General features: G+C 48.5%; 22 protein-coding genes. 19 read left to right on the forward strand and 3 right to left on the reverse strand.

Annotated features, from left to right (window positions below):
• Nucleotides 1-259: 259 nt before the first annotated feature.
• The 7 genes from ADJ74_RS09675 to ADJ74_RS09705 all read left to right on the forward strand — a co-directional run bounded on the left by ADJ74_RS09675 (nucleotide 260) and on the right by ADJ74_RS09705 (nucleotide 4,525).
• Entirely contained in the window at nucleotides 260-1,414 is a 1,155-nt protein-coding gene (locus ADJ74_RS09675; protein WP_050343843.1) for a ParM/StbA family protein, read from the forward strand.
• A 5-nt stretch (nucleotides 1,415-1,419) separates the two neighbouring features.
• Nucleotides 1,420-1,770 carry a hypothetical protein gene (locus tag ADJ74_RS09680; RefSeq protein WP_050343845.1) on the forward strand — a complete coding sequence of 117 codons (351 nt, stop codon included), beginning with the start codon at nucleotides 1,420-1,422 and terminating at the stop codon, nucleotides 1,768-1,770.
• A 56-nt stretch (nucleotides 1,771-1,826) separates the two neighbouring features.
• Nucleotides 1,827-2,060, forward strand: coding sequence for a hypothetical protein (locus ADJ74_RS09685; protein WP_050343848.1), 234 nt, complete (start codon nucleotides 1,827-1,829; stop codon nucleotides 2,058-2,060).
• Nucleotides 2,061-2,100: 40 nt separating this feature from the next.
• Complete coding sequence (locus ADJ74_RS09690) at nucleotides 2,101-2,316, forward strand: hypothetical protein (protein WP_050343850.1); 216 nt, start codon at nucleotides 2,101-2,103, stop codon at nucleotides 2,314-2,316.
• Nucleotides 2,309-3,223 (forward strand): HipA domain-containing protein, encoded by a 915-nt coding sequence (locus ADJ74_RS09695; protein ID WP_050343852.1) that lies wholly within the window; start codon nucleotides 2,309-2,311, stop codon nucleotides 3,221-3,223. The genes ADJ74_RS09690 and ADJ74_RS09695 overlap by 8 nt, the downstream gene beginning before the upstream one ends.
• Nucleotides 3,224-3,404: 181 nt before the next feature.
• Nucleotides 3,405-4,013, forward strand: coding sequence for a recombinase family protein (locus ADJ74_RS09700; protein ID WP_050343853.1), 609 nt, complete (start codon nucleotides 3,405-3,407; stop codon nucleotides 4,011-4,013).
• Nucleotides 4,010-4,525 (forward strand): hypothetical protein, encoded by a 516-nt coding sequence (locus ADJ74_RS09705; protein WP_050343856.1) that lies wholly within the window; start codon nucleotides 4,010-4,012, stop codon nucleotides 4,523-4,525. Before ADJ74_RS09700 ends, ADJ74_RS09705 begins: the two co-directional genes overlap by 4 nt.
• A 62-nt stretch (nucleotides 4,526-4,587) precedes the next feature.
• On the opposite strand, the gene ADJ74_RS09710 is transcribed toward ADJ74_RS09705, so the two are convergent.
• Both ADJ74_RS09710 and ADJ74_RS09715 read right to left on the reverse strand, forming a co-directional pair.
• Nucleotides 4,588-5,004, reverse strand: a complete 417-nt coding sequence (locus tag ADJ74_RS09710) for a hypothetical protein (protein WP_050343858.1) — start codon at nucleotides 5,002-5,004, stop codon at nucleotides 4,588-4,590.
• Nucleotides 5,005-5,076: 72 nt separating this feature from the next.
• Nucleotides 5,077-5,448: a hypothetical protein gene (locus ADJ74_RS09715; RefSeq protein ID WP_084708981.1), complete on the reverse strand. Its 372-nt coding sequence runs from the start codon at nucleotides 5,446-5,448 to the stop codon at nucleotides 5,077-5,079.
• Nucleotides 5,449-5,528: 80 nt separating this feature from the next.
• Here ADJ74_RS09715 and ADJ74_RS11320 point away from each other — a divergent pair, with 80 nt between their 5' ends.
• The 12 genes from ADJ74_RS11320 to ADJ74_RS09775 all read left to right on the forward strand — a co-directional run bounded on the left by ADJ74_RS11320 (nucleotide 5,529) and on the right by ADJ74_RS09775 (nucleotide 17,795).
• A complete protein-coding gene (locus ADJ74_RS11320; RefSeq protein ID WP_050343863.1) occupies nucleotides 5,529-5,732 on the forward strand; it encodes a hypothetical protein in 204 nt (67 codons plus the stop codon).
• A 13-nt stretch (nucleotides 5,733-5,745) separates the two neighbouring features.
• A complete protein-coding gene (locus ADJ74_RS09725; protein WP_050343865.1) occupies nucleotides 5,746-6,093 on the forward strand; it encodes a hypothetical protein in 348 nt (115 codons plus the stop codon).
• A 481-nt stretch (nucleotides 6,094-6,574) separates the two neighbouring features.
• Entirely contained in the window at nucleotides 6,575-7,420 is an 846-nt protein-coding gene (locus ADJ74_RS09730) for an undecaprenyl-diphosphate phosphatase (protein ID WP_071844311.1), read from the forward strand.
• Between the two features lie 3 nt (nucleotides 7,421-7,423).
• Nucleotides 7,424-8,050, forward strand: a complete 627-nt coding sequence (gene pth, locus ADJ74_RS09735; protein ID WP_050343868.1) for an aminoacyl-tRNA hydrolase — start codon at nucleotides 7,424-7,426, stop codon at nucleotides 8,048-8,050.
• Nucleotides 8,016-9,299 carry a radical SAM protein gene (locus ADJ74_RS09740; RefSeq protein WP_050343869.1) on the forward strand — a complete coding sequence of 428 codons (1,284 nt, stop codon included), beginning with the start codon at nucleotides 8,016-8,018 and terminating at the stop codon, nucleotides 9,297-9,299. The genes pth and ADJ74_RS09740 overlap by 35 nt, the downstream gene beginning before the upstream one ends.
• 305 nt (nucleotides 9,300-9,604) lie before the next feature.
• On the forward strand, nucleotides 9,605-11,434 hold the full coding sequence (gene glmS / locus ADJ74_RS09745) for a glutamine--fructose-6-phosphate transaminase (isomerizing) (protein WP_050343871.1): 1,830 nt from the start codon (nucleotides 9,605-9,607) through the stop codon (nucleotides 11,432-11,434).
• Nucleotides 11,435-11,527: 93 nt separating this feature from the next.
• On the forward strand, nucleotides 11,528-12,784 hold the full coding sequence (locus tag ADJ74_RS09750) for a threonine/serine exporter ThrE family protein (RefSeq protein ID WP_006689486.1): 1,257 nt from the start codon (nucleotides 11,528-11,530) through the stop codon (nucleotides 12,782-12,784).
• A gap of 43 nt (nucleotides 12,785-12,827) precedes the next feature.
• Nucleotides 12,828-14,021: a multidrug effflux MFS transporter gene (locus ADJ74_RS09755; RefSeq protein WP_050343873.1), complete on the forward strand. Its 1,194-nt coding sequence runs from the start codon at nucleotides 12,828-12,830 to the stop codon at nucleotides 14,019-14,021.
• Between the two features lie 68 nt (nucleotides 14,022-14,089).
• The gene (locus ADJ74_RS09760) at nucleotides 14,090-14,767 is read left to right on the forward strand and encodes a response regulator transcription factor (RefSeq protein ID WP_009442141.1); all 678 of its coding nucleotides are present in this window, start codon (nucleotides 14,090-14,092) and stop codon (nucleotides 14,765-14,767) included.
• Nucleotides 14,764-16,092 (forward strand): cell wall metabolism sensor histidine kinase WalK, encoded by a 1,329-nt coding sequence (locus ADJ74_RS09765; RefSeq protein WP_050343875.1) that lies wholly within the window; start codon nucleotides 14,764-14,766, stop codon nucleotides 16,090-16,092. The genes ADJ74_RS09760 and ADJ74_RS09765 overlap by 4 nt, the downstream gene beginning before the upstream one ends.
• Nucleotides 16,093-16,116: 24 nt before the next feature.
• Nucleotides 16,117-16,956: an energy-coupling factor transporter ATPase gene (locus ADJ74_RS09770; RefSeq protein WP_050343877.1), complete on the forward strand. Its 840-nt coding sequence runs from the start codon at nucleotides 16,117-16,119 to the stop codon at nucleotides 16,954-16,956.
• Nucleotides 16,941-17,795: an energy-coupling factor transporter ATPase gene (locus ADJ74_RS09775; RefSeq protein WP_050343880.1), complete on the forward strand. Its 855-nt coding sequence runs from the start codon at nucleotides 16,941-16,943 to the stop codon at nucleotides 17,793-17,795. Before ADJ74_RS09770 ends, ADJ74_RS09775 begins: the two co-directional genes overlap by 16 nt.
• Before the next feature lie 71 nt (nucleotides 17,796-17,866).
• Here the strand turns inward: ADJ74_RS09775 and ADJ74_RS09780 are convergent, their stop codons facing one another.
• Nucleotides 17,867-19,078, reverse strand: coding sequence for an HD-GYP domain-containing protein (locus tag ADJ74_RS09780; protein ID WP_050343882.1), 1,212 nt, complete (start codon nucleotides 19,076-19,078; stop codon nucleotides 17,867-17,869).
• Nucleotides 19,079-19,348: the final 270 nt, after the last annotated feature.

Genomic DNA, 19,348 nt, shown 5'->3' on the forward strand with positions numbered 1-19,348 from the left:
GACTGAGCGCAGCTGCAGCAAGTGAATCATGAACGAAAGTCGGATGTTTTGCATCCGGCTTTTGTGTTTCTCATCAAGTTCTAACAGGAAAGTAAAAAAGATAGGAATTTTTTCCATTTCCTGTCACATATACTAAAGATGGAATGGATATGAAAGATTTGCATGAACATCCGCATGTATTTATGCGGCACACAGCATAGAAATCGTATCTGTTTCTGAATGAATGGTAAGAGTATAGGAACGACGAGGAGGAACGGTCATGCAGTTTTTGGTGGCAAATGACAATGGAAACGCCGAACAGGATCTGGTGATTAACGGCCAGCGGATCAGTGCACCGAATGTTTTTGCGCGTGTCGGAAAACTGGTGAATTTGGACGAACTGAACCCGGAGTATGTGCTGAAGCACATCCACGACAACCTCATTGTCTCTGTAGAAGGAGCGATCTACTACGTCGGCGCGTATGCACTCTCGAGCGGGCAGCGGTGCCGGTCGATCACCGTCGGTGTAGATAATGACAAGGTGTCCAGCGATATTGTCTATGTGAATACGCTCGCACATATCGCAGGAGAGGCAGTCGCTGCGTGCTATCGGGAGAGCGGAGCTGTTCCCGATACGGGAGATGCGATCAAGGTGCATGTGGATATGGCGACAGCGATTCCCGTGTCCTACTACACGAAGGCAAAGGCGGCCGCATTCGCCGAGAAGTTCATGCACAAGCAGCATAAGGTTACCGTGTATGTCGGGGCAAAGGAGTATGTCGTCTTTATTCAGTTTGATTTTGTCAAGGCGATCCCCGAGGGCGTCACGGCAGCACATGCCTTTATGCACCGTCCGACACTGATTCATCAGCCCGAGAACCTCTCCGCCGGAACGTTCAAGACGCTGCGTGTCCTTCATATCGCCATCGGTGAGGGCACGACGGAGTTTCCCATCACGACGGGAATCTCCTTTAAGCCCGACTTTATCATGGGGACGCATAACGGAAACGGCCACGCGATTGAGCGGGTGCTGGATCCGTTTAAGAGGGACTTCGGATTGCAGAGTGTGACCCGGCAGGATTTCTCCCGCTATCTGCGTGATGCTGCACACAAGTATCATGATGCGGCTATGTCCTATTTCATGCCGGCACTCGAGGATGAGGCGGAGGAAATCCTGACGATGGCCGAGCAGGTCATCTCAAGAGCCAACAACGAAGTGGATGTTGTTGCTGTCTATGGAGGCGGCTCTATCCTGATGCGTGAGGCACTGGAAAAGCGGCTTATGGCATTCTGCACACGGGCGAAGATTGAGCTCGCCTACATCGACGATCCAAGCGATGCCGTGTTCCTCGAGGCAGAGGGGCTGAACGCATTTATCAACAGCCCGCTCTTTCAGCTGCTGGGCGACAAGGCGCGTAGTGGAGAGAAAGGATAACGGAAATGGCAGAGAAGAATGTGATCACAAAGTCCGTCTGCTTCCCACGGACAGCGGAATTTGAGGAGTTTGTCGCAAAGCAAAAGAATTTCAGTCGGACGATGTGTATCCTGGTTCAGCAGTCCATCTTTCAGCACGGCGGTAAGATCGTTGATGTGCTGGAGGAGTATGAAAGCGTGAGCAGGGACATCGTGTTTCGCCGTCAGATCAGCGAGCTCTCAAAAACAATGGAGGAGAGCGAAGGGGGACTGTTCCTCGTCGATGAAAATCCGACGATTCCTGCCGAGGAGGAACCCCGGAGGGAAGAACCAACGGCATCACAGGGAGATGACAGCATCCCCGAGGGGTACCAATAAGAAGCTGTTGTCGCGGCATCTGCTCTGCGGTATAATTGAGGTAGGAGGCGAGGCGCATGGAGCAGTACAAATATAATCCGAGTGACTACGTTGATTATCTCTGTGAGAGCATGACGAATTTTTATGCGGCACTTCCGGAACAAAACGCGCTGCGTTTATCCTGCATCTGGGAGCGGATTTTTTTCGATACGAAACAGGCAATGAAGGAGCGCTTTATATCTCCTGATGAACGTGATGCTATCCTTGATTATTTTGGGGAGTTGATACCGGAGGATGAAGCTTTATCATGAGGCGTAATCAGGCTTATGAATCCTATGAGAGGCGATAACGATGGAGTACAAATATAATCCGGAAGACTATGAAGAGGTGCTTTGTGAATATATGACGGCATTCTACCGGGCGTATGAGGAGAAGAACCGTCTCTATATGAGTGCAGAGATGCAGCACCTCTATGCTGAAACGAAATATGCTATGAAGGAAGGCGATATTACATCTGCTGACCGTGAGGAAATGTTGATGTATTTTGGAGGGCTGATAGATGATTGACATTACAAATGCAACATGGCGCAGTAATCGCTTTGGCGGTTCAGAGCGAAAACGTACATTGATCTATGACGGGAGTACCTACATGGTGAAGTTTCCTGATCCCGTTCGTTCGACAAAGAAAACATCTCTTAGCTACATTAATAATCAGTTTTCCGAACACATCGGATGCAGCATCTTTCGCCATCTCGGTATCCCGGCACAGGAGACATTCCTCGCAACGTGCATAGACCCTATGAATAAGAGGGAAAAGATTGTTGTTGCCTGTAAGCTCTTTTGTCAAAACGGCGAAGGGAATTTGGTTGAATTCAGCAAGTTCCTTCTCAACGACACAGACAGTACCTCCCGCAGGACAACAACCGTTGAAGATGTGATGGATGTTCTCGACCATTCACCGCTCCGCCTGGATCGAGAAAAGATCAAAGACTACTTCTGGGATATGTTCGTTGTAGACGCATTCATTGGCAATGGAGATCGTCATCTGGATAACTGGGGGCTCATTGAGATGACGGATGGGACATTATCCCCTGCACCGATTTACGATTGTGGATCATCCCTTTCGCCATTGAAGTCGGATGAAAAAAAACGAGAGCTGCTGGCAGATGGGAATGAGTTTAAGCAGGAAGAGTACAATCTGAACTCGGTTTATCGAATGAATAACAAGCGTGTTCTTTACCACGAAATATTCAAGGACCCCCCGGAAGACCTGCATCGTGCGATCCAGCGCATCGTGCCGAGAATCAAGGCGGCATCCGCACAGATCGACCGGCTGATTGACAGCACGGAAGGACTATCGGACATCTCCAAAGAGTATATGAAAAAGTCCCTGCTGCTCAGAAGGGAGCTGATCCTGCTTCCGGCTCTGAAAAAATGCAACAAGGGAGACGAGTCGCGGGGCTTTGCCCGGTAATATGGGTTGCAGCTGCGCACAGAAATGTGTGCAGCTTTTTCAAAAGGTATACTTTTTAGGAGAGTGGCAGCCGGCATGAAAAAGTGTCTCAAAATATCATGTATATCATTTTGAAACATCTCAAAAGTAACATAGAGGTTTTGAAACAGATTGATCGAATGATGAAGGAAAGGAGGGCAGGATGAACATAGGATACATTCGTGTCTCCGACAAAAGTCAGAATCCTGATCGGCAGATTGAAAAAATGAAAGCGATCGGCATCGAGGAGCGGTTTATCTTTGTGGATCGACAGAGCGGAAAAGACTTTTCACGGCCGGCCTACCAATCCATGAAGCGAGTTCTCCGCGCAGGGGATCTGCTCTACCTGGATGCGCTTGATCGCTTGGGACGCGATTACGACGGGATCATCGATGAGTGGAAAGATATGAAACGAAACATCGGTGCTGATATTGTCGTGCTGGAGCAGGAATCACTGTTTGACAGCCGCAAGTTTCGCGAGATGGGGGAACTGGGAAAACTGATGGAAGACCAGTTTCTCAGTCTGCTCAGTTACGTTGCTGCGCAGGAGCGTAAAAAAATACGCACGCGGCAGCGGGAGGGGATTGATCTTGCGCGACGGAAAGGCGTGCGTTTTGGCCGGCCACGGGTCGAAACGACAAAGGATTTCAGAGAGACGATAGAACGATGGAAGAACGGGGAAGTGACGGCAAGGGAAGCGATGCGCATTTGCCGTATGAGCCCGTCGACCTTCTATCGCCGCGTAGAAGAATGGAAGGAAGAGTTACGATGAAGCGATTGTTGCTGTTGCTCCTCTGTATGCTGGCCTATATGCCTGCGGCGTTTGCCTCGACATGGCAGGAGGATGTGGAGGCCGTTACAAGCCATCCGGAGAAAGTCTATGAAGTGTATTGCGGAATGCCTTATGAAGACTTTGAACAGACATGGGCGAATGTACCGAACTGGAGCTGTAAGGATAAAAAGCCGCGTCGGCAGGTATTTGAGAAGATCATGGAAGGAACGCCGCCGCTGCGGGAGACGTTCACCGTGCTCGGTGACCGTACGAGCGTCATACACATGGAGGTTTCCTTCCTGACTGATGACAAGAAGCTGACGGACTGGATCTTTAACTATACGCGAAATCGGTTGGCCATCAAATTTGGCAATCCGGGAGAAGTTGAAGGGTGCCAGGTCATCGACATGAATTATCCGACGTTTATCACATGGCCGGGACATCCTGTAATGCTGACACGCGGTTCCGTTGAACGGGGCGGAAAGACGTACCGGGTTACGATTATGCTTTAGCACACATAACGATGATAAATAGGGACTGCACCAACTTGGTGCAGTCCCTATTATCGTCTCAATTATTCCTCGTCGTAATATTCCATAGCCCATACCTTGTACTTTTCGAATCGCGGGAGCAGTTCCTTTTCAATATGCAGTGAATCGAAGGATTCTCCATTGGAAAAGTACACGTCGGCCAGGCTCTCTTGTATCACTTGGTTGTCGCCATCAGCACGTAAAAGATCATTGATGGTTTGATTCACAGTTGTGCATAGAAGGCCATTGCGCCGCTCATAGTCTACCGTATCGAAGGATGGGATTATGTGCTCCCGCGTTCCCTTCAAGTTCAATGGCGATAGTACGTAGATGTCGGCCGCCTCATGAAAACTGCTTCCGTTGGATAGACCTAAGTAGTCCGCAGCGGTGTCGTATGCCAAGATGCAGGGAGCATCCTTCAGCAGATCCCGCAGATAGTCGTTGTACGTGTATATTGCCATGTTTTCATCCCCCCTTCCATGTCTTAGTCATATCTTATCGGAAAATGATGCTTGCTGTCAACGAATGGGCATCTATAGATCACGATACATCCGCTTATTTGTCTCTTCCTCTTTCGATGCATCAGACATGAGCGTCCATGTTTTGAGTGCGAAATTATCGTCCCGCATGGTGGCGACAAGGCTCGCATAATGTTCGTTCCCGGAGACAGCCTCGGCGATAATACCGGGTCTGTCTTTTATTTTTTCCGGCGCAACGATCTTGTAGCGTCTCACGTCGTTCCGATCTGTTTTTACCGCTTTGGCGAGCGCATCCATTTGCACTTTGGCACGGTTCATTCTTTCCGTTGCACGATCCAGCCGTGCTTTTAGTGCATCGTATCGTTTCTGATACGGCGCATTTTTCCGCATGATGCCGAGGGAAATCCTTCTGATGATGTGTGTCAAGCGTCCACACCGGAGGAGACATTCTGTTCCGAATCTGCTGTGCAGTGACTTTGACAGAGATACGACGAGGATGGTAGTATATGGATAAGCGACAGCTTTCTATGGACGAGATACAACGTGCGTTGAAGGAGCATCAGCGATTGTTGGACACAAATCATCAGTCCGGTGCTCAGGCGGATTTCTCCAACTGCGATTTTCATAGCTTCGATTTTTGTCATGAGAAACGCGGGAAGCTGCATGACTTTCGTTCCATGAATTTTCGTGGAGCTGATTATGTCAGATGATGGAGGTATTACGATGCAGTATTGGGTAGATGCACAACGATTGAATGACTTCATCGCACTCCGTGGAATGACGATTGATGATGTCGAAGCGGAATGCAGTACGAAAGGACGACATGATGTTTTTCAGCATATAGTAACAGAGGGGGGACCGACGCGTGAGTTCTTTTTGATTGGTGAGATTGGTCGGGCGATCCGTATTCCAGATCCGGAGTTTGTAAAGTATAAACGCGAAGAAGGAGACAAGACGGATGATCTTGCTGCAATAAAGAAAAAACAACTGATGCCGCTTGATTATGATGAAAGTCATTACATTGATCAGAGCATGGGCATTGAGCGTTTGAAGGAACGCGGTATAATCTGATGGATCACCAATGTGCAAGGTAGTACAAAAGATAGGATTTTTTATCCTCGTTTCAAGATATACCGTATATATGGTATGTCTTGAAAGGAGGCTTTATCTATGCGACCTGTCTGCAAAGATTTGGGTAAAGTGATGCGGCTGCGTAAGGGGAAGTATGGGAACTTCTGGGCATGCACTGGTCATCCTTTGCCGATCATAAAGACGCTCTGCCTTTTTGAATATCCGCTGCATGAAAAAAAGACGAGTTGTGCAAATCGCAGGGCTCGTCTTTTGACTGTAATCTCGTTGTTGGTTGATCCGTCACTACGATCTATTCTCTTCTATTTTTGCCTCTAATTTGCCCCCTAAGAGATTGAAAAAGACGTAGAATATGTGTAATATGGAGAACTGAGAGAAAAAGAGTAGGCGAAATACACGGTTTGATATATAATGTTAAACTGCTGTAGTTTTGCTGATATGGTCGAAGGAGGATTTAAATACTGTGGAAATATCATTGGCGGAGATGCTAAAGGTCGTTATTCTGGGAATTGTTGAGGGACTCACCGAGTGGCTTCCTGTGTCCAGTACAGGGCACATGATCCTCGTTGACGAATTCATTCGACTGAATGTATCAACTGCCTTTATGGATATGTTTTTGGTTGTCATCCAGCTCGGTGCCATTCTTGCTGTTGTGGTGCTGAATGCAAAGAAGCTGAATCCGTTCCTTGGAAGTAAGTCTAGGGCAGAGCGCCGTGAGACATTGGATCTATGGGGGAAGGTCATCGTTGCCTGTCTTCCTGCTGCGGTGATCGGGCTCGCGTTCAACAAATATATGGAAGAACATTTCATGAACGCGCCTGTTGTCGCTTCCATGCTGATACTATACGGTATTCTTTTTATTGTCGTAGAGCGCTGGAATAAACGTCGGACGCCGCGTGTCGAGAGCCTTGCTGCGCTGGACTATCGTACAGCATTCATCATTGGCGTCTTTCAAGTGCTTTCGCTCGTTCCGGGGACGAGCCGTTCCGGGGCAACAATCCTTGGCGGCATTATCTTTGGAGCAAGCCGCTATGTCGCAACGGAATTCACTTTCTTTCTCGCCATTCCTGTCATGTTTGGCGCATCCTTTCTGAAACTTGTCAAATTTGGCTGGCACTACACGGGAGCAGAGCTGCTTATTCTCGCCGTTGGCATGGTCACTGCATTCGTCGTGTCGATTCTCTCGATTCAGTTCCTCTTAAGATACATAAAGCGCAACGACTTTACCGCATTCGGCTGGTATCGTATTGCTCTTGGCATCTTAGTACTTGCCTATCTCTTTATGGTTGGTGATCCGACGAAGGAGTAGTGAATGAAACTTATTGCGGGGCTTGGGAATCCCGGAGCAGAGTATGCCAATACCAAGCACAATGTCGGCTTCATGCTGATCGATGCGCTGGCAGAGCATCTAAACGCTTCTGCATGGAAAGAAGATTTCTCTTCATCTGTTGCAGAAGCACGTATCGGCGGAGAAAAAATTTTCCTTGTCAAACCATTGACTTATATGAATAACAGCGGGGAAGCGATTGGGCCCATGCTTTCCTACTACAAACTGAGCAGTGAAGATTTGATCGTTGTCCACGATGATATGGATATTCCTGTTGGGACGGTACGTATTCGAAAGAAAGGGAGCTCAGGCGGCCATAACGGGATTAAATCCATCCTTTCTCATGTTGGCAGCGAGGCATTTGCTCGTGTCCGTATTGGTATCGGGCGTCCGCCAGTCGGACGGACCGTCATCAACCACGTTCTCGCTCCATTTGCACCGGAGGATCTGCCAAAGATTCGCGAGGCGATAGCATATCTTTTGCCCGCAGTGACATGTATCGTAACGGAGGGGATAGATTTTGCAATGAACCGCTATAATCCACATAGAAAGAAGAAAGATCGTCAAGAGGGCAATCATGAAACGAACGAGAACGACGACACTTCTGCATGAGAAGAAAGATAGGATTACCGCAGTCTATGCCGACCATCACGGCAACATCTGTGACGCAGCGAATTTACAGGGGTTAGGTCGAGTTGGCACATTAAATGTTTCACTTCATCCCGATGAACTCATTCCGCTTCCTGACAGTGCTGATCTTATGTTTATGCCTTCGCATAAGGCGGTGGGTCTGCGTATGGATGGATGTGAGGAAGAGATCAATGGCACTGCCGTAGCCGCCATTCTTCCACAGGGCTATACCCGAACCCATCTTCCTGCTTTCCATCGCACAGATGATGCATCTCTACTCCCATTATATGGCTATACGGCCGTATTGTCCTATCGCGGACAGCTGTGGGTGACTGCCGTATATACGGACGAAAATGACAAATGGGATCCATCCAACTATAATGGTACTGGACTCAAGAAGCTGGTGCGCCGCACGATGAAAGAGCTCCCCCATAACCGCATCGTAGAGCAGGTGGGGAACTGCTCGCTGAACTATCATTGCCTCACGGCACAGAACCTGTTCTACCGGCGCTGGGAATGCGGTGTGCCGACATCACCCGCCTGTAATGCCAACTGTCTCGGCTGCATCTCCCTACAGAGTTCAGAATGCTGTCCGTCTCCGCAAGAACGAATTACATTCGCACCGACAGCAGATGAAATCGCTGAGGTCGGCATCTATCATCTCTCGCTCGCCCCGGATGGAATCATCAGCTTTGGACAGGGCTGTGAAGGTGAACCGTCGCTTGCCGCGGATCGGATTTCTGATGGAATCCGTAAAATACGCAGCGTTACCACGCGCGGTCAAATCAATATGAACTCCAACGCCGGATATCCGGAAGGCATGAGAAAAATTGTCGATGCAGGGCTTGATTCTTTGCGTGTATCCATGATTAGCGCACGGCCTGAAAGCTACAATGCATACTATCGCGCAAGCTATCAGCTGGACTCTGTTAAGGAGTCCATCCATTATGCATTGAAACACCAAGTATATGTCTCCATCAACTTGCTGCATTTTCCGGGATTTACCGATCGCCCCGAGGAACTCCATGCTTGGCAGCAATTTTTCCGCGAGCTTCCGGTTCAGATGATTCAGATGAGAAATCTCAATATTGATCCAACACAATTTCTGCAAGTCATGCCGGTGGCGGAGGGGATGCCCGTTGGGACGAAAAATTTTATGCATCTTCTTCATGAAGAATTTCCGCAACTTGTCATCGGGAGTTTCAGTCACTATGTTGCCAAAATGTCATGAATCAACAGTATTTTTTCTGCTCGCAGAAGTGAACGATTGACTTATTGCGCTATATCGGATAGAATGTCCCCATGCATCATCTGATGCATGGGGGATTTCATTTATAAAAAAGAATTAATCTTAGCGCTGGCTCTGGGAAGGTGTTTTCTCAGAGGACGAGGAGAAGGTTGTCGAGCCGTCAGCGGATGCCTTCCGGCATACTCTGCCGATAGGCTGTGGTCAAATCATGCGGGTGACCGCGTGGACAAAGCTGCAGTCAGAGTGAAATCCCTGAGCGATGTTTTACTCGATCAGGAGGTATTTTTATGTGTGGAATTGTTGGTTATGTCGGTGATCGTCAGGCAGCAGAGTTCCTGCTGGATGGTCTGTCCAAACTGGAGTATCGCGGTTATGACTCAGCCGGAATCGCTGTTTACGACAACGGAAGCATTCGTGTCGAGAAGAGCGTTGGACGCCTGTCTGCACTTCGTGACAAGATCAAGGGAAATGTCCCCATTGGCAACATCGGTATCGGTCATACACGTTGGGCGACGCACGGTCGTCCGTCGGATGTGAACGCACATCCCCATGTGGATTGTCACAACGATTTCGCCATTGTCCATAACGGCATTATCGAAAATTATCTTTCACTGAAGGAAGAGCTCATCGAAAAAGGTCATGTATTTAAGTCCGAAACGGATACAGAAGTAGTTGTTCATCTTCTGGAGGACGTATATCAGGGCGATTTCGTTGCAGCTGTTCGCGAGGTTCTGCGTCGTATCGAAGGGTCTTATGCTCTGGCATTTATGAGCCGCAAACATCCGGATATGCTTGTCTGCACAAAGCAGGACAACCCACTGATCATTGGCCTCGGCGAAGGGGAGAACTATATCGCCTCGGATATCCCCGCGATTATCTCCCGTACACGCCGCACCTACATCATGGGGGACGGCGAACTTGCCATTGTACACAAGGACAGTGTCGAGATCACTGACCGCAAGGGCGAGCCCGTTGCCAAGAAGGTATTTGAAGTCACATGGAATGCTGAGGCAGCAGAAAAGGGCGGCTATGAGCATTTCATGCTCAAGGAAATTCATGAACAGCCGAAAGCCGTTCGTGACACGATGAGCCAGCGTATTACGAGTGACAAAAAGAGTATTTCTTTTGAAGAACTTTCTTGGACCCCCGAATATCTCAATTCCTTCAACAAGATCTATATTGTCGCCTGTGGTACGGCATATCATGCAGGACTCGTTGGGAAGTACTATATTGAGAAAATGGCGCGCGTCATTGTCGAAGTGGATGTCGCATCAGAGTTCCGTTATCGTGATCCGATCGTCGATGACAAGACGCTGCTGATCGTTGTATCGCAGTCCGGCGAGACAAGTGACACTCTTGCAGCACTCAAGGAGTCCAAGCGTCGTGGAGCGAAGACACTTGCGATTACGAACGTGGTCGGATCCTCTATCGCACGCGAGGCAGATCAGGTCGTTTATACATGGGCAGGACCTGAGATTGCCGTCGCATCGACGAAAGCATACACAACACAGCTTGTTCTCTTCTTCATGCTTGCACTCTATATGGCAGAGATCAAGGGAATGATTGCGCCAAAGCGTACGTCGGAATTGGTAGAGCATCTGCAGGAGATTCCCTCGCAGATTTCAGAGATCTTGTCTGATGTTGATCCCATCAAGACCTTTGCCAAGCAGTACGGGTTCAATGAGGATGTTTTCTACATTGGCCGTGGTCTTGACTATTCCGTATCCCTCGAGGGAGCACTCAAACTCAAGGAGATTTCGTACATTCATGCGGAAGCCTATGCTGCGGGCGAGCTGAAACATGGTACGCTTGCTCTGATCGTAGAAGGCGTTCCGGTCATCGCACTGGCAACCCAGCGGAATGTCTACGAGAAAACGCTCTCCAACATCAAGGAGGTCAAGGCGCGTGATGCTGTTGTTATCGGTATCGCCGCCGAAGGGGATACCGAATTGAAAAAGTACGTGGATCATGTGATGCACATACCGGCATCCGACGAGTTCATTATGCCGATTCTCTCGGTTATCCCGCTTCAGCTGCTTGCCTACTATGCTGCAATCACACGCGGCTGCGATGTAGATAAGCCGCGGAATCTCGCAAAGTCTGTTACCGTAGAATAATATCGTACATGGTGTATGCAGCAGGACTGTGAAAACGGTTCTGCTGTTTTTCTTTGAAAAAGCGTGACATAGCAATAAAGACATGTTATAACTATGTTCATTATGATAAACGAAACAGCACGAATTAACATCAACAAGATTCTGGAACGTGCCATCGATATTGGACAGCGCATGCTCGTAACGGGTGCGGAGGTAAGCCGCGTAGAGCGAACGATCAATTTTATATGTCGCGCCTACGGAGTTCGCCATGTGGATGTCATGGTCATTACCTCCAGCATTGTTGTGACGATACGTGGGGAGGACATCGGCGTCATTACACAGATGCGTCGTGTTCCGGGCCAGAACTTTGATTTTCAGCGATTGATCGCATTAAATCAACTTTCACGAGAAATTTGTGCACGTCCCATCACTTCGGATGAAATAAAGGCGCGTATACGCGACATTGATACGATGGATGAGATTTCTCTCAAAGCGTCTGTATTTTATTGGGCCATTATCGCGGGCAGTTTTTCTGCTTTTTTCGGTGGGCGTTTAGAAGATGCCGTATGTGCCGGGATCGTTGGTGTTTTTCTTCGGCTCATTCAATATTTGCTTGGCAGAACAAAACTGAATCCATACTGTGCCCTTGTTTTGCTTAGTTTTATCGGTGGTGTTTTTGCCAACTCATTCATGTGGATGGGGATGGATATTCATCCGGCTGCGATAAATATGGGCAACATTATGCCGGTGATCCCAGGGCTTGCCCTCATGAACTCGATTCGCGATATGTTCAGTCAGGAAACGATTTCCGGGCTGCTCAAGAGTGCAGAGGCATTTATTCTGAGCCTGCTGATCGCTACCGGCTTTGCGTTTAGTTCATCAGGAACCATCATCGCTTTTCAAACAACGTGGTGGGTCTATCTCCTCACGTCTCTCATCGGTGGATTCTTTTTTCATCTGCTTTGGCATGGGCATATCAAAGATGCCTGTGTAGGAGCTGTAGTCTGTATGATTGCCTGGGGATTCACCATCCTGTTCATAGCACTCGATTGGAATGAGTATGCCGGTTACTTTGCTGGAGCTGTATTTGCGACACTTGCCGCAGAAATTCTGGCACGTTTTTATAAATGCCCCGCAACAATTTTTTTGATCATCGGTGTTATCGCCATGGTTCCCGGTGGTTCGCTCTACCGAACAATGTTCTATGCGGTTGCCGCTGACTGGGATAAATTTGGTACGCAGGGGATAAAGACCTTCCTCTATGCGGCATCCATCGCAGCGGGAATCGTCATTGCAACTGCAATATGGGAAACGATAAAGGCATGGCTGATGAGCCGCGGAAAGAAATCAACTGCTGCAAACGCTGCTTGAAACAATTGGTACATACAGCAAACGAGGATCAGGGAGAAATACAATGGACATGAATGCGCGTACGCGGCTTTGGCTGACCATATTCCTTGGTGTTATGACGGCAATTGCACCGCTCTCAACGGATATGTATCTCCCGGCACTGCCTGAGGTGCAGGAAGCCTTTTCTGTCCCAACGTCATTGGTACAGATGACGCTTACTATGACAACGCTGGGCATGGCACTTGGACAGATTCTTGCCGGTCCATGGAGTGATCTCTGGGGACGCCGCAGGCCTCTTCTGATCGGAATGCTTGTCTTTGTCGGTGCAACGCTCGGCTGCGTACTCGCGCAGAATATATATCTTTTCCTCTTCTTTCGCTTCTTTGCCGGTTTCGCTGGGGCGAGCGGAATTGTTATCTCACGTGCAATCGCACGTGATGTTTGCGAAGGCTCAGAGCTCACACGGTTCTTTTCTGTACTCATGATGGTCAACGGATTTGCCCCCATTATTGCGCCTGTGATCGGCGGACAGATTCTTCTTTTTGCAAATTGGCGCGCCACTTTCATTTTATTGACACTCATCGGCGTAGTGCTGGCTGGTGCAACTCTCGCTTATCAAGAGACGCTCCCCAAAGAACAGCGCAGCAAGAACGTGATGGATTCTCTGAGGAAATTCCCCATCCTTTTACATGATCGTTATTTTCTCGGACATTGTCTGTTGCAGTGCTTCGTATTTGGTGGTTTCTTTTCCTACCTCTCTGGCTCTTCATTCGTCTTTCAGAATATCTATGGTGTCTCTCCACAGGGATTTAGTATGATTTTTGCCGTAATTGGAGCGGGGCTTCTCCTTGCCGGAATTTTACCGGCCCGTTTTGCCGGACGTGTGCCGGATATCGTTATGTTGAAATATGCCGTACTTGTTCCACTGATCGGGAGCAGCTTGCTTCTGATTGGATTTTTTGTTTCCGCACCGCTTCCTGTTATCTTTATTCTACTCTTTATTACCATCATACCACTCTCGGTGATGGGTGCGGCGAGCTTTTCTCTCGCGCTTTCACGACAGGGGAAAAATGCGGGCAGTGCTTCTGCATTGATCGGGTGTTTCTCGATGCTGCTGGGAGCCTGCATGATGCCTGTGGTAGGCATTGCAGGTGATTATACTGCCATTCCGATGGGAGTCATTATGCTGACTTGCTACGGGCTTGGGATGTTTGTCTTTTATCGCATGATTGCATCAGTGCACATAGCGATGCGTTAGCTCCTTTTTCAGCTATCTTTCACCCCCCTTATCTATAATTTTATTCGATATAGCAGGGAGATGGTATTATGCGTGTGCTTTTGGCAGAAGATGATCTGCGCCTTGGCAAGCTCATCCAATATATGCTTGAACAAAACGACATCAGTGTTGAGTGGGTGACAGACGGCAGTGATATTTATGCGTATGCAACCTACACAGAGTACGATATTCTGATCTTGGACTGGATGATGCCGGGCGAGTCAGGAGTCGATGCCTGTGCACGCCTGCGCCGAAACGGCTATGATCGTGCCATTCTCATGCTGACAGCACGGGACTCTGTGGAGGATCGAGTGAAGGGACTCGATGCTGGTGCGGATGATTATCTCGTAAAGCCATTCGAGTTTTCTGAGCTTTTGGCGCGCCTGCGTGCACTTGGCAGACGATCAACGCAGCGTATACAGCATGAGGTTGATGAAATCGGCGGTTTTAAGCTGAATCGTACGGCAAATATTCTCGAAAAGAATGGAAAGATCATTCAACTCTCTCCACGAGAATTTCAGCTGTTTGATCTCCTAGCACAGAATATCGGAATCGTGGTTCCGCGCGATATCATCCTCGATCGAATCTGGGGCTTGGAGGCAGACGTCAGCTCGAATAATATCGACTCCTATATGAAAATGCTGCGAAAGAAGTTAGACGCAGCGGGAGAGGGGGCCTCCATCAAAACGATACGTGGTGTCGGATATAAGCTGGAGGCACCGAATTGAGCGAACAGAATCTGTTTGGACGCAGCCGCTTGCTGTTGATGCTGCGCTATGCACTTGTTATGGGAGGGCTAGTTATTGTCCTCCTTTTTGCTATGCACAAGACGATGCAGTGGGCGATTACTTCTGAGCAGGCGCGGGAACTTTTGGATACAGCGAACAGCGTCGCAGAGTCTCAGGTGTATCATGAACTGCATACGGGAACAGATGCAGATGAGGCACAGCTGTATCGCAGTACCAATGATCGTCTCTTTTATTATGTGTTTGATGATCGTGGACGTCTCATAAATTTTTCGCGTGCCTCATCCCGTATCGAATCCTTTGTCTTGGACATCGTCGGCACATGGAATCCGTCTGACCGTGAGGTACGCGTATTTACAAAGACGAGTGAGCGCGGCGTTCAGACGAAAGTGATGATGATCTCACAAACGGTATCCAGCCCCCCCATGCCAATGCAAACGGTATACGTAGGAAAAGACGTTACCGCCATGTATAATGGACTGGAAAAAGCAACATCAGCACTAGCGGCATTGGGCGTTATCGCCATCATCTTTGCCGCTGCAATCGGCTATATTCTTTCGGGTGGTGCCATGCAGCCAATCCGTGAGGCGTATGAGCGCCAACGTCAATTTGCAGCAGACGCTTCCCATGAACTGCGCACCCCTCTCGCTGTTGTCCTAGCTTCTGCTGATCTTCTTCACAGTGATCCAACAATAACATCACCATTTTTAAAACAAGTCATTGAAGATGTACGTGATGAAGTAAAAAAAATGACAAAACTCGTAAGTGATCTGCTTACAGTTGCGCGCACAGATGGACGGGCAACACAGTTCAAACCGGTACGCATGGATATCGCTGCAGCAGCCAGACAGACGGTACGCATGATGCGCCCGTTTGCCGAGAAGAAAGATATTGCGATCCAAGAGCTCCTGCCCAAACGTGCAGAGATATATGCGGATGAACAGAAAATACGTCAACTTATACTGATTCTCGTCGACAATGCAGTGAAATATACACCGGAGCATGGTCACATTGAAGTTTCCTTGAGCACAGAGGAACGCGGCACGGTATGCCTTTCTGTCACAGATTCGGGAATCGGTATTGCAAAAGAACATCAGGAACGCATCTTTGATCGATTTTATCGTGTTGATAAAGCGCGTTCGCGCCGTATGGGCGGTAATGGTCTCGGCCTCGCCATTGCACGTGAGATAGTTGAGGCGCACCACGGCTCAATTACCCTCAACAGCGAACTTGGCAAAGGTACGACATTCCATGTTCGCCTGAAAACAAAGTCTAAGGAAGCGCTGAATTTATCAGTGCTTCCGTGAAAACATACGGGATGATAAAGACGAATGGAAGCACAATCATTTTTTTCACTTGACCATGTGACGCATATCTATCAAGGCACAGATAACGAAGACCACGAGGCACTCCGCGATGTATCTCTGGAAATTCCAGCCGGTGCGTTTGTCGCTGTCCTTGGCGCTAATGGCTCAGGAAAATCTACACTAGCACGTCATCTAAATGCACTTCTTCTGCCATCATCGGGAACCTGTCTCGTCGATGGCATGGATACGCGGGACGAATCCCAATGGTGGAAGATTCGCCAAAAAGTCAGTATGGTATTTCAGAATCCTGACAATCAACTGATCGCCGCTGTTGTTGAGGATGATGTAGCATTTGGCCCAGAGAATCTCGGTGTTCCTCCAAGCGAGATACGGACACGTGTCGAGGATTCGCTTGCATTGGTCGGGATGAGTAATCATGCGACTGATGCACCGCATCTGCTTTCCGGAGGACAGAAGCAACGTATTGCTATCGCGGGTGCTATCGCTATGCAAACGCAGTGTATTGTCCTAGACGAGCCCACAGCTATGCTGGATCCGCGCGGACGCGCGGAAGTTCTTTCTGCCGTGAAAAAACTGCACAAAGAGCAGGGGACAACGATCATCTATATCACGCACTTCATGGAGGAGGCAATTGCTGCGGATCGCATCGTTCTGATGGATCAGGGAAAGGTTGTCATGGATGGAACGCCGCAAGACGTATTCTCTCACACAGAACGTATACAGCAGCTGGGACTCGATCTCCCCCTTGCTGCCGATCTTGCACAACACTTGCGTCAAGCTGGAAAGCATCTATCGGAAAATATCTTAACAGACGAGGAGTTGATCCATTGTCTATCGAAATAGATTCTGTTTCCTATACCTATATGGAGAACACACCTCTCTCCCATACGGCACTTCATGACGTTTCACTTGTCATTAACGAGGGAGAATTTACTGCAATAGCAGGGGAAACAGGCGCAGGAAAATCTACGCTTATGCAGCTGATCGGCGGGCTGATTCAGCCCACTTCCGGCACCGTCTCCGTGGATGGCGTACTGCTTGGGAAGAGAACGCAAAAAAATGATATGAAAGATCGTTCCGCTCCCTTTCGCGTAGGCATGGTTTTTCAGTACCCTGAGCATCAGCTTTTTGAAGAAACTGTCTACGAGGATATTGCCTTTGGGCCGCGCAACCAAGGCCTACCCGAAGCCGAGGTTGAGCAACGTGTGCAAGAGTCAATGGCGCTTGTTCATCTCCCACAGGTCTATCGGGATCGTTCTCCCTTTGCGCTCTCCGGAGGAGAGCGCAGGCGTACGGCAATTGCAGGTGTATTGGCTCTTGCACCACGCTATCTCGTTTTGGACGAACCGGCAGCCGGTCTCGATCCACGTGGTCGCGAAGAACTTTTGTCGATGCTCTCGATTCTTCACCGTGAGCGTAATATGTCCATTGTTCTCGTCTCACATAGCATGGAGGATATCCTTCGTTCTGTCGAACGTTTAATCCTGCTGGCGAATGGACGTGTTATCGGAGAAGGTGCTCCATGTGACATATTTCGCAATACAGAGCTGTTGGAACAAGCCTCGCTTACACCACCGCATCTCCTGCGGCTTGGAAAGCAAATTGAAGAGATCGGCTATCCCGTCGGTCGTTGTAATACAGTACGAGAGATGGCCGATGTGATCCTGAGAACGCAAAAATAAGCAACAAAAAGTCCATTAGTGTATGATAAGATGTGCGAGATCTATCATACGCTAACGGACTTCGTTGTATCTTAACTCAACTTCGCACGCGGCGCCGTCGTCACACCGGAGGATTTTATCCCAGCAGCCGCATCCTTTTTTCGTTCCTCTTCGAGGTAGTAGGATGGGTCGACACCTAGTTCATGGATGAAGTGATAGAGTTCATTTCCTGTAGGAACAACCTGTATGGATTTTGCTCCATCCGGCGTCTCATAGAGATCGATGACACTTCGCTCATTCAATAATTTTCCGTTTGTATCGGCAAAAAGAATGATGATCGGCGTTGTTGTGCGTCCAAACTTACTCTCTTTCACAACGGCGAAGCCAAATGTTGTCTTTAACACAGCCCCCTCTGGATAGAGTGCGACGTTGTTAAAAAATGTATCCAGCAAATCTTGGTCAAACTGTCCCTTGCTGATATTATGCATGATATTGTAGGCGATATTGGGCATGTAGGCCTTTTTGTAAGGACGTTCACTGGTTAGTGCATCATAGACATCGGCGATTGCCGTGATCTTTGCATAACGATGCATCTCATTGCCTGTAATCCCATTGGGGTAACCTGATCCATCGATATGTTCGTGATGCTGCGCAGCAATGGTTGCCAGAATACTTTTCTTGGGAAGATCACTGACATTGAGGATGCGGCGAGAACCATCGAGTGGATGTTTTTTCATTATCTTGAACTCACGGTCAGAGAGTCCTCGATTTTTTGTCAGGATATCTGAGCTTACGTCTACTTTGCCAAGATCATGCAGGAGACCACCGAGTGTAATCAGAGAGATTTCATCCCTTGGCATATGACAGAGCATGCCCATCATGGCAGAGAGTACGGCCACATTGACGCTGTGCGCGAAAGTATAAGCATCATGGGCACGTATATCGGTCAGCTGGACGAGGTTATTCCGATTTTCAAAGAGATCAAAGACAATGGAGTCTGTCACCCTCTGCAATGCCGTCGTATCAAGTGTTCCGTTCTCTTCAATGGATTGAAACGTATTGTAGACCGTACTGATTGCATTGATTCGTGTTTTTTCTTCAATGACATCGGGAGGCGGCGGCAGTTTATATGCCGGATCCATGGAAGTAACCGTTACAGATTGAATGCCAATCTGGCGCAGTTTCCGAATATAGTCAATGGTTACCGGCTGTCCCTTAACAAGATAGCTTCCTCCTGCCGTATTGAACAAGCTCTGTCCAAGGACCATCCCGTCTTTTAATTTCGATACAGGAAGTCGAAGCATAATTCCCTCTCCCTTGCAGCATTAGGCAACATCCCCATCCGTATTGCACCATGCCGATATACAGTTACAAATCTACATGTAAGTATAAATCATAGTTTACATGAAACGCCTTATTTTGTAAAGAAGGATTAAAACGACACGGTTGCAGAAAGTATGTTTTATTGTAAGCATTACATTGCTCCCACTTATCATACGCAGAGAATTTGCGCGGAACGCCTGTTTTTGCTATACTGAATCCAATTGGTATAAGCGGAGAGGGAGATTTACGAA

This window comes from Selenomonas sp. oral taxon 478 (genome assembly GCF_001189555.1).
Taxonomy (GTDB): domain Bacteria; phylum Bacillota; class Negativicutes; order Selenomonadales; family Selenomonadaceae; genus Centipeda; species Centipeda felix.

Bases quoted from the DNA above. Each gene is read 5' to 3' on its own strand.
- ADJ74_RS09675 (WP_050343843.1), top strand. From the start codon at position 260: ATGCAGTTTTTGGTGGCAAATGACAATGGAAACGCCGAACAGGATCTG.
- ADJ74_RS09680 (WP_050343845.1), top strand. From the start codon at position 1,420: ATGGCAGAGAAGAATGTGATCACAAAGTCCGTCTGCTTCCCACGGACA.
- ADJ74_RS09685 (WP_050343848.1), top strand. From the start codon at position 1,827: ATGGAGCAGTACAAATATAATCCGAGTGACTACGTTGATTATCTCTGT.
- ADJ74_RS09690 (WP_050343850.1), top strand. From the start codon at position 2,101: ATGGAGTACAAATATAATCCGGAAGACTATGAAGAGGTGCTTTGTGAA.
- ADJ74_RS09695 (WP_050343852.1), top strand. From the start codon at position 2,309: ATGATTGACATTACAAATGCAACATGGCGCAGTAATCGCTTTGGCGGT.
- ADJ74_RS09700 (WP_050343853.1), top strand. From the start codon at position 3,405: ATGAACATAGGATACATTCGTGTCTCCGACAAAAGTCAGAATCCTGAT.
- ADJ74_RS09705 (WP_050343856.1), top strand. From the start codon at position 4,010: ATGAAGCGATTGTTGCTGTTGCTCCTCTGTATGCTGGCCTATATGCCT.
- ADJ74_RS09710 (WP_050343858.1), bottom strand. From the start codon at position 5,004: ATGGCAATATACACGTACAACGACTATCTGCGGGATCTGCTGAAGGAT.
- ADJ74_RS11320 (WP_050343863.1), top strand. From the start codon at position 5,529: ATGGATAAGCGACAGCTTTCTATGGACGAGATACAACGTGCGTTGAAG.
- ADJ74_RS09725 (WP_050343865.1), top strand. From the start codon at position 5,746: ATGCAGTATTGGGTAGATGCACAACGATTGAATGACTTCATCGCACTC.
- pth (WP_050343868.1), top strand. From the start codon at position 7,424: ATGAAACTTATTGCGGGGCTTGGGAATCCCGGAGCAGAGTATGCCAAT.
- ADJ74_RS09740 (WP_050343869.1), top strand. From the start codon at position 8,016: ATGAAACGAACGAGAACGACGACACTTCTGCATGAGAAGAAAGATAGG.
- glmS (WP_050343871.1), top strand. From the start codon at position 9,605: ATGTGTGGAATTGTTGGTTATGTCGGTGATCGTCAGGCAGCAGAGTTC.
- ADJ74_RS09750 (WP_006689486.1), top strand. From the start codon at position 11,528: ATGTTCATTATGATAAACGAAACAGCACGAATTAACATCAACAAGATT.
- ADJ74_RS09755 (WP_050343873.1), top strand. From the start codon at position 12,828: ATGGACATGAATGCGCGTACGCGGCTTTGGCTGACCATATTCCTTGGT.
- ADJ74_RS09760 (WP_009442141.1), top strand. From the start codon at position 14,090: ATGCGTGTGCTTTTGGCAGAAGATGATCTGCGCCTTGGCAAGCTCATC.
- ADJ74_RS09770 (WP_050343877.1), top strand. From the start codon at position 16,117: ATGGAAGCACAATCATTTTTTTCACTTGACCATGTGACGCATATCTAT.
- ADJ74_RS09780 (WP_050343882.1), bottom strand. From the start codon at position 19,078: ATGCTTCGACTTCCTGTATCGAAATTAAAAGACGGGATGGTCCTTGGA.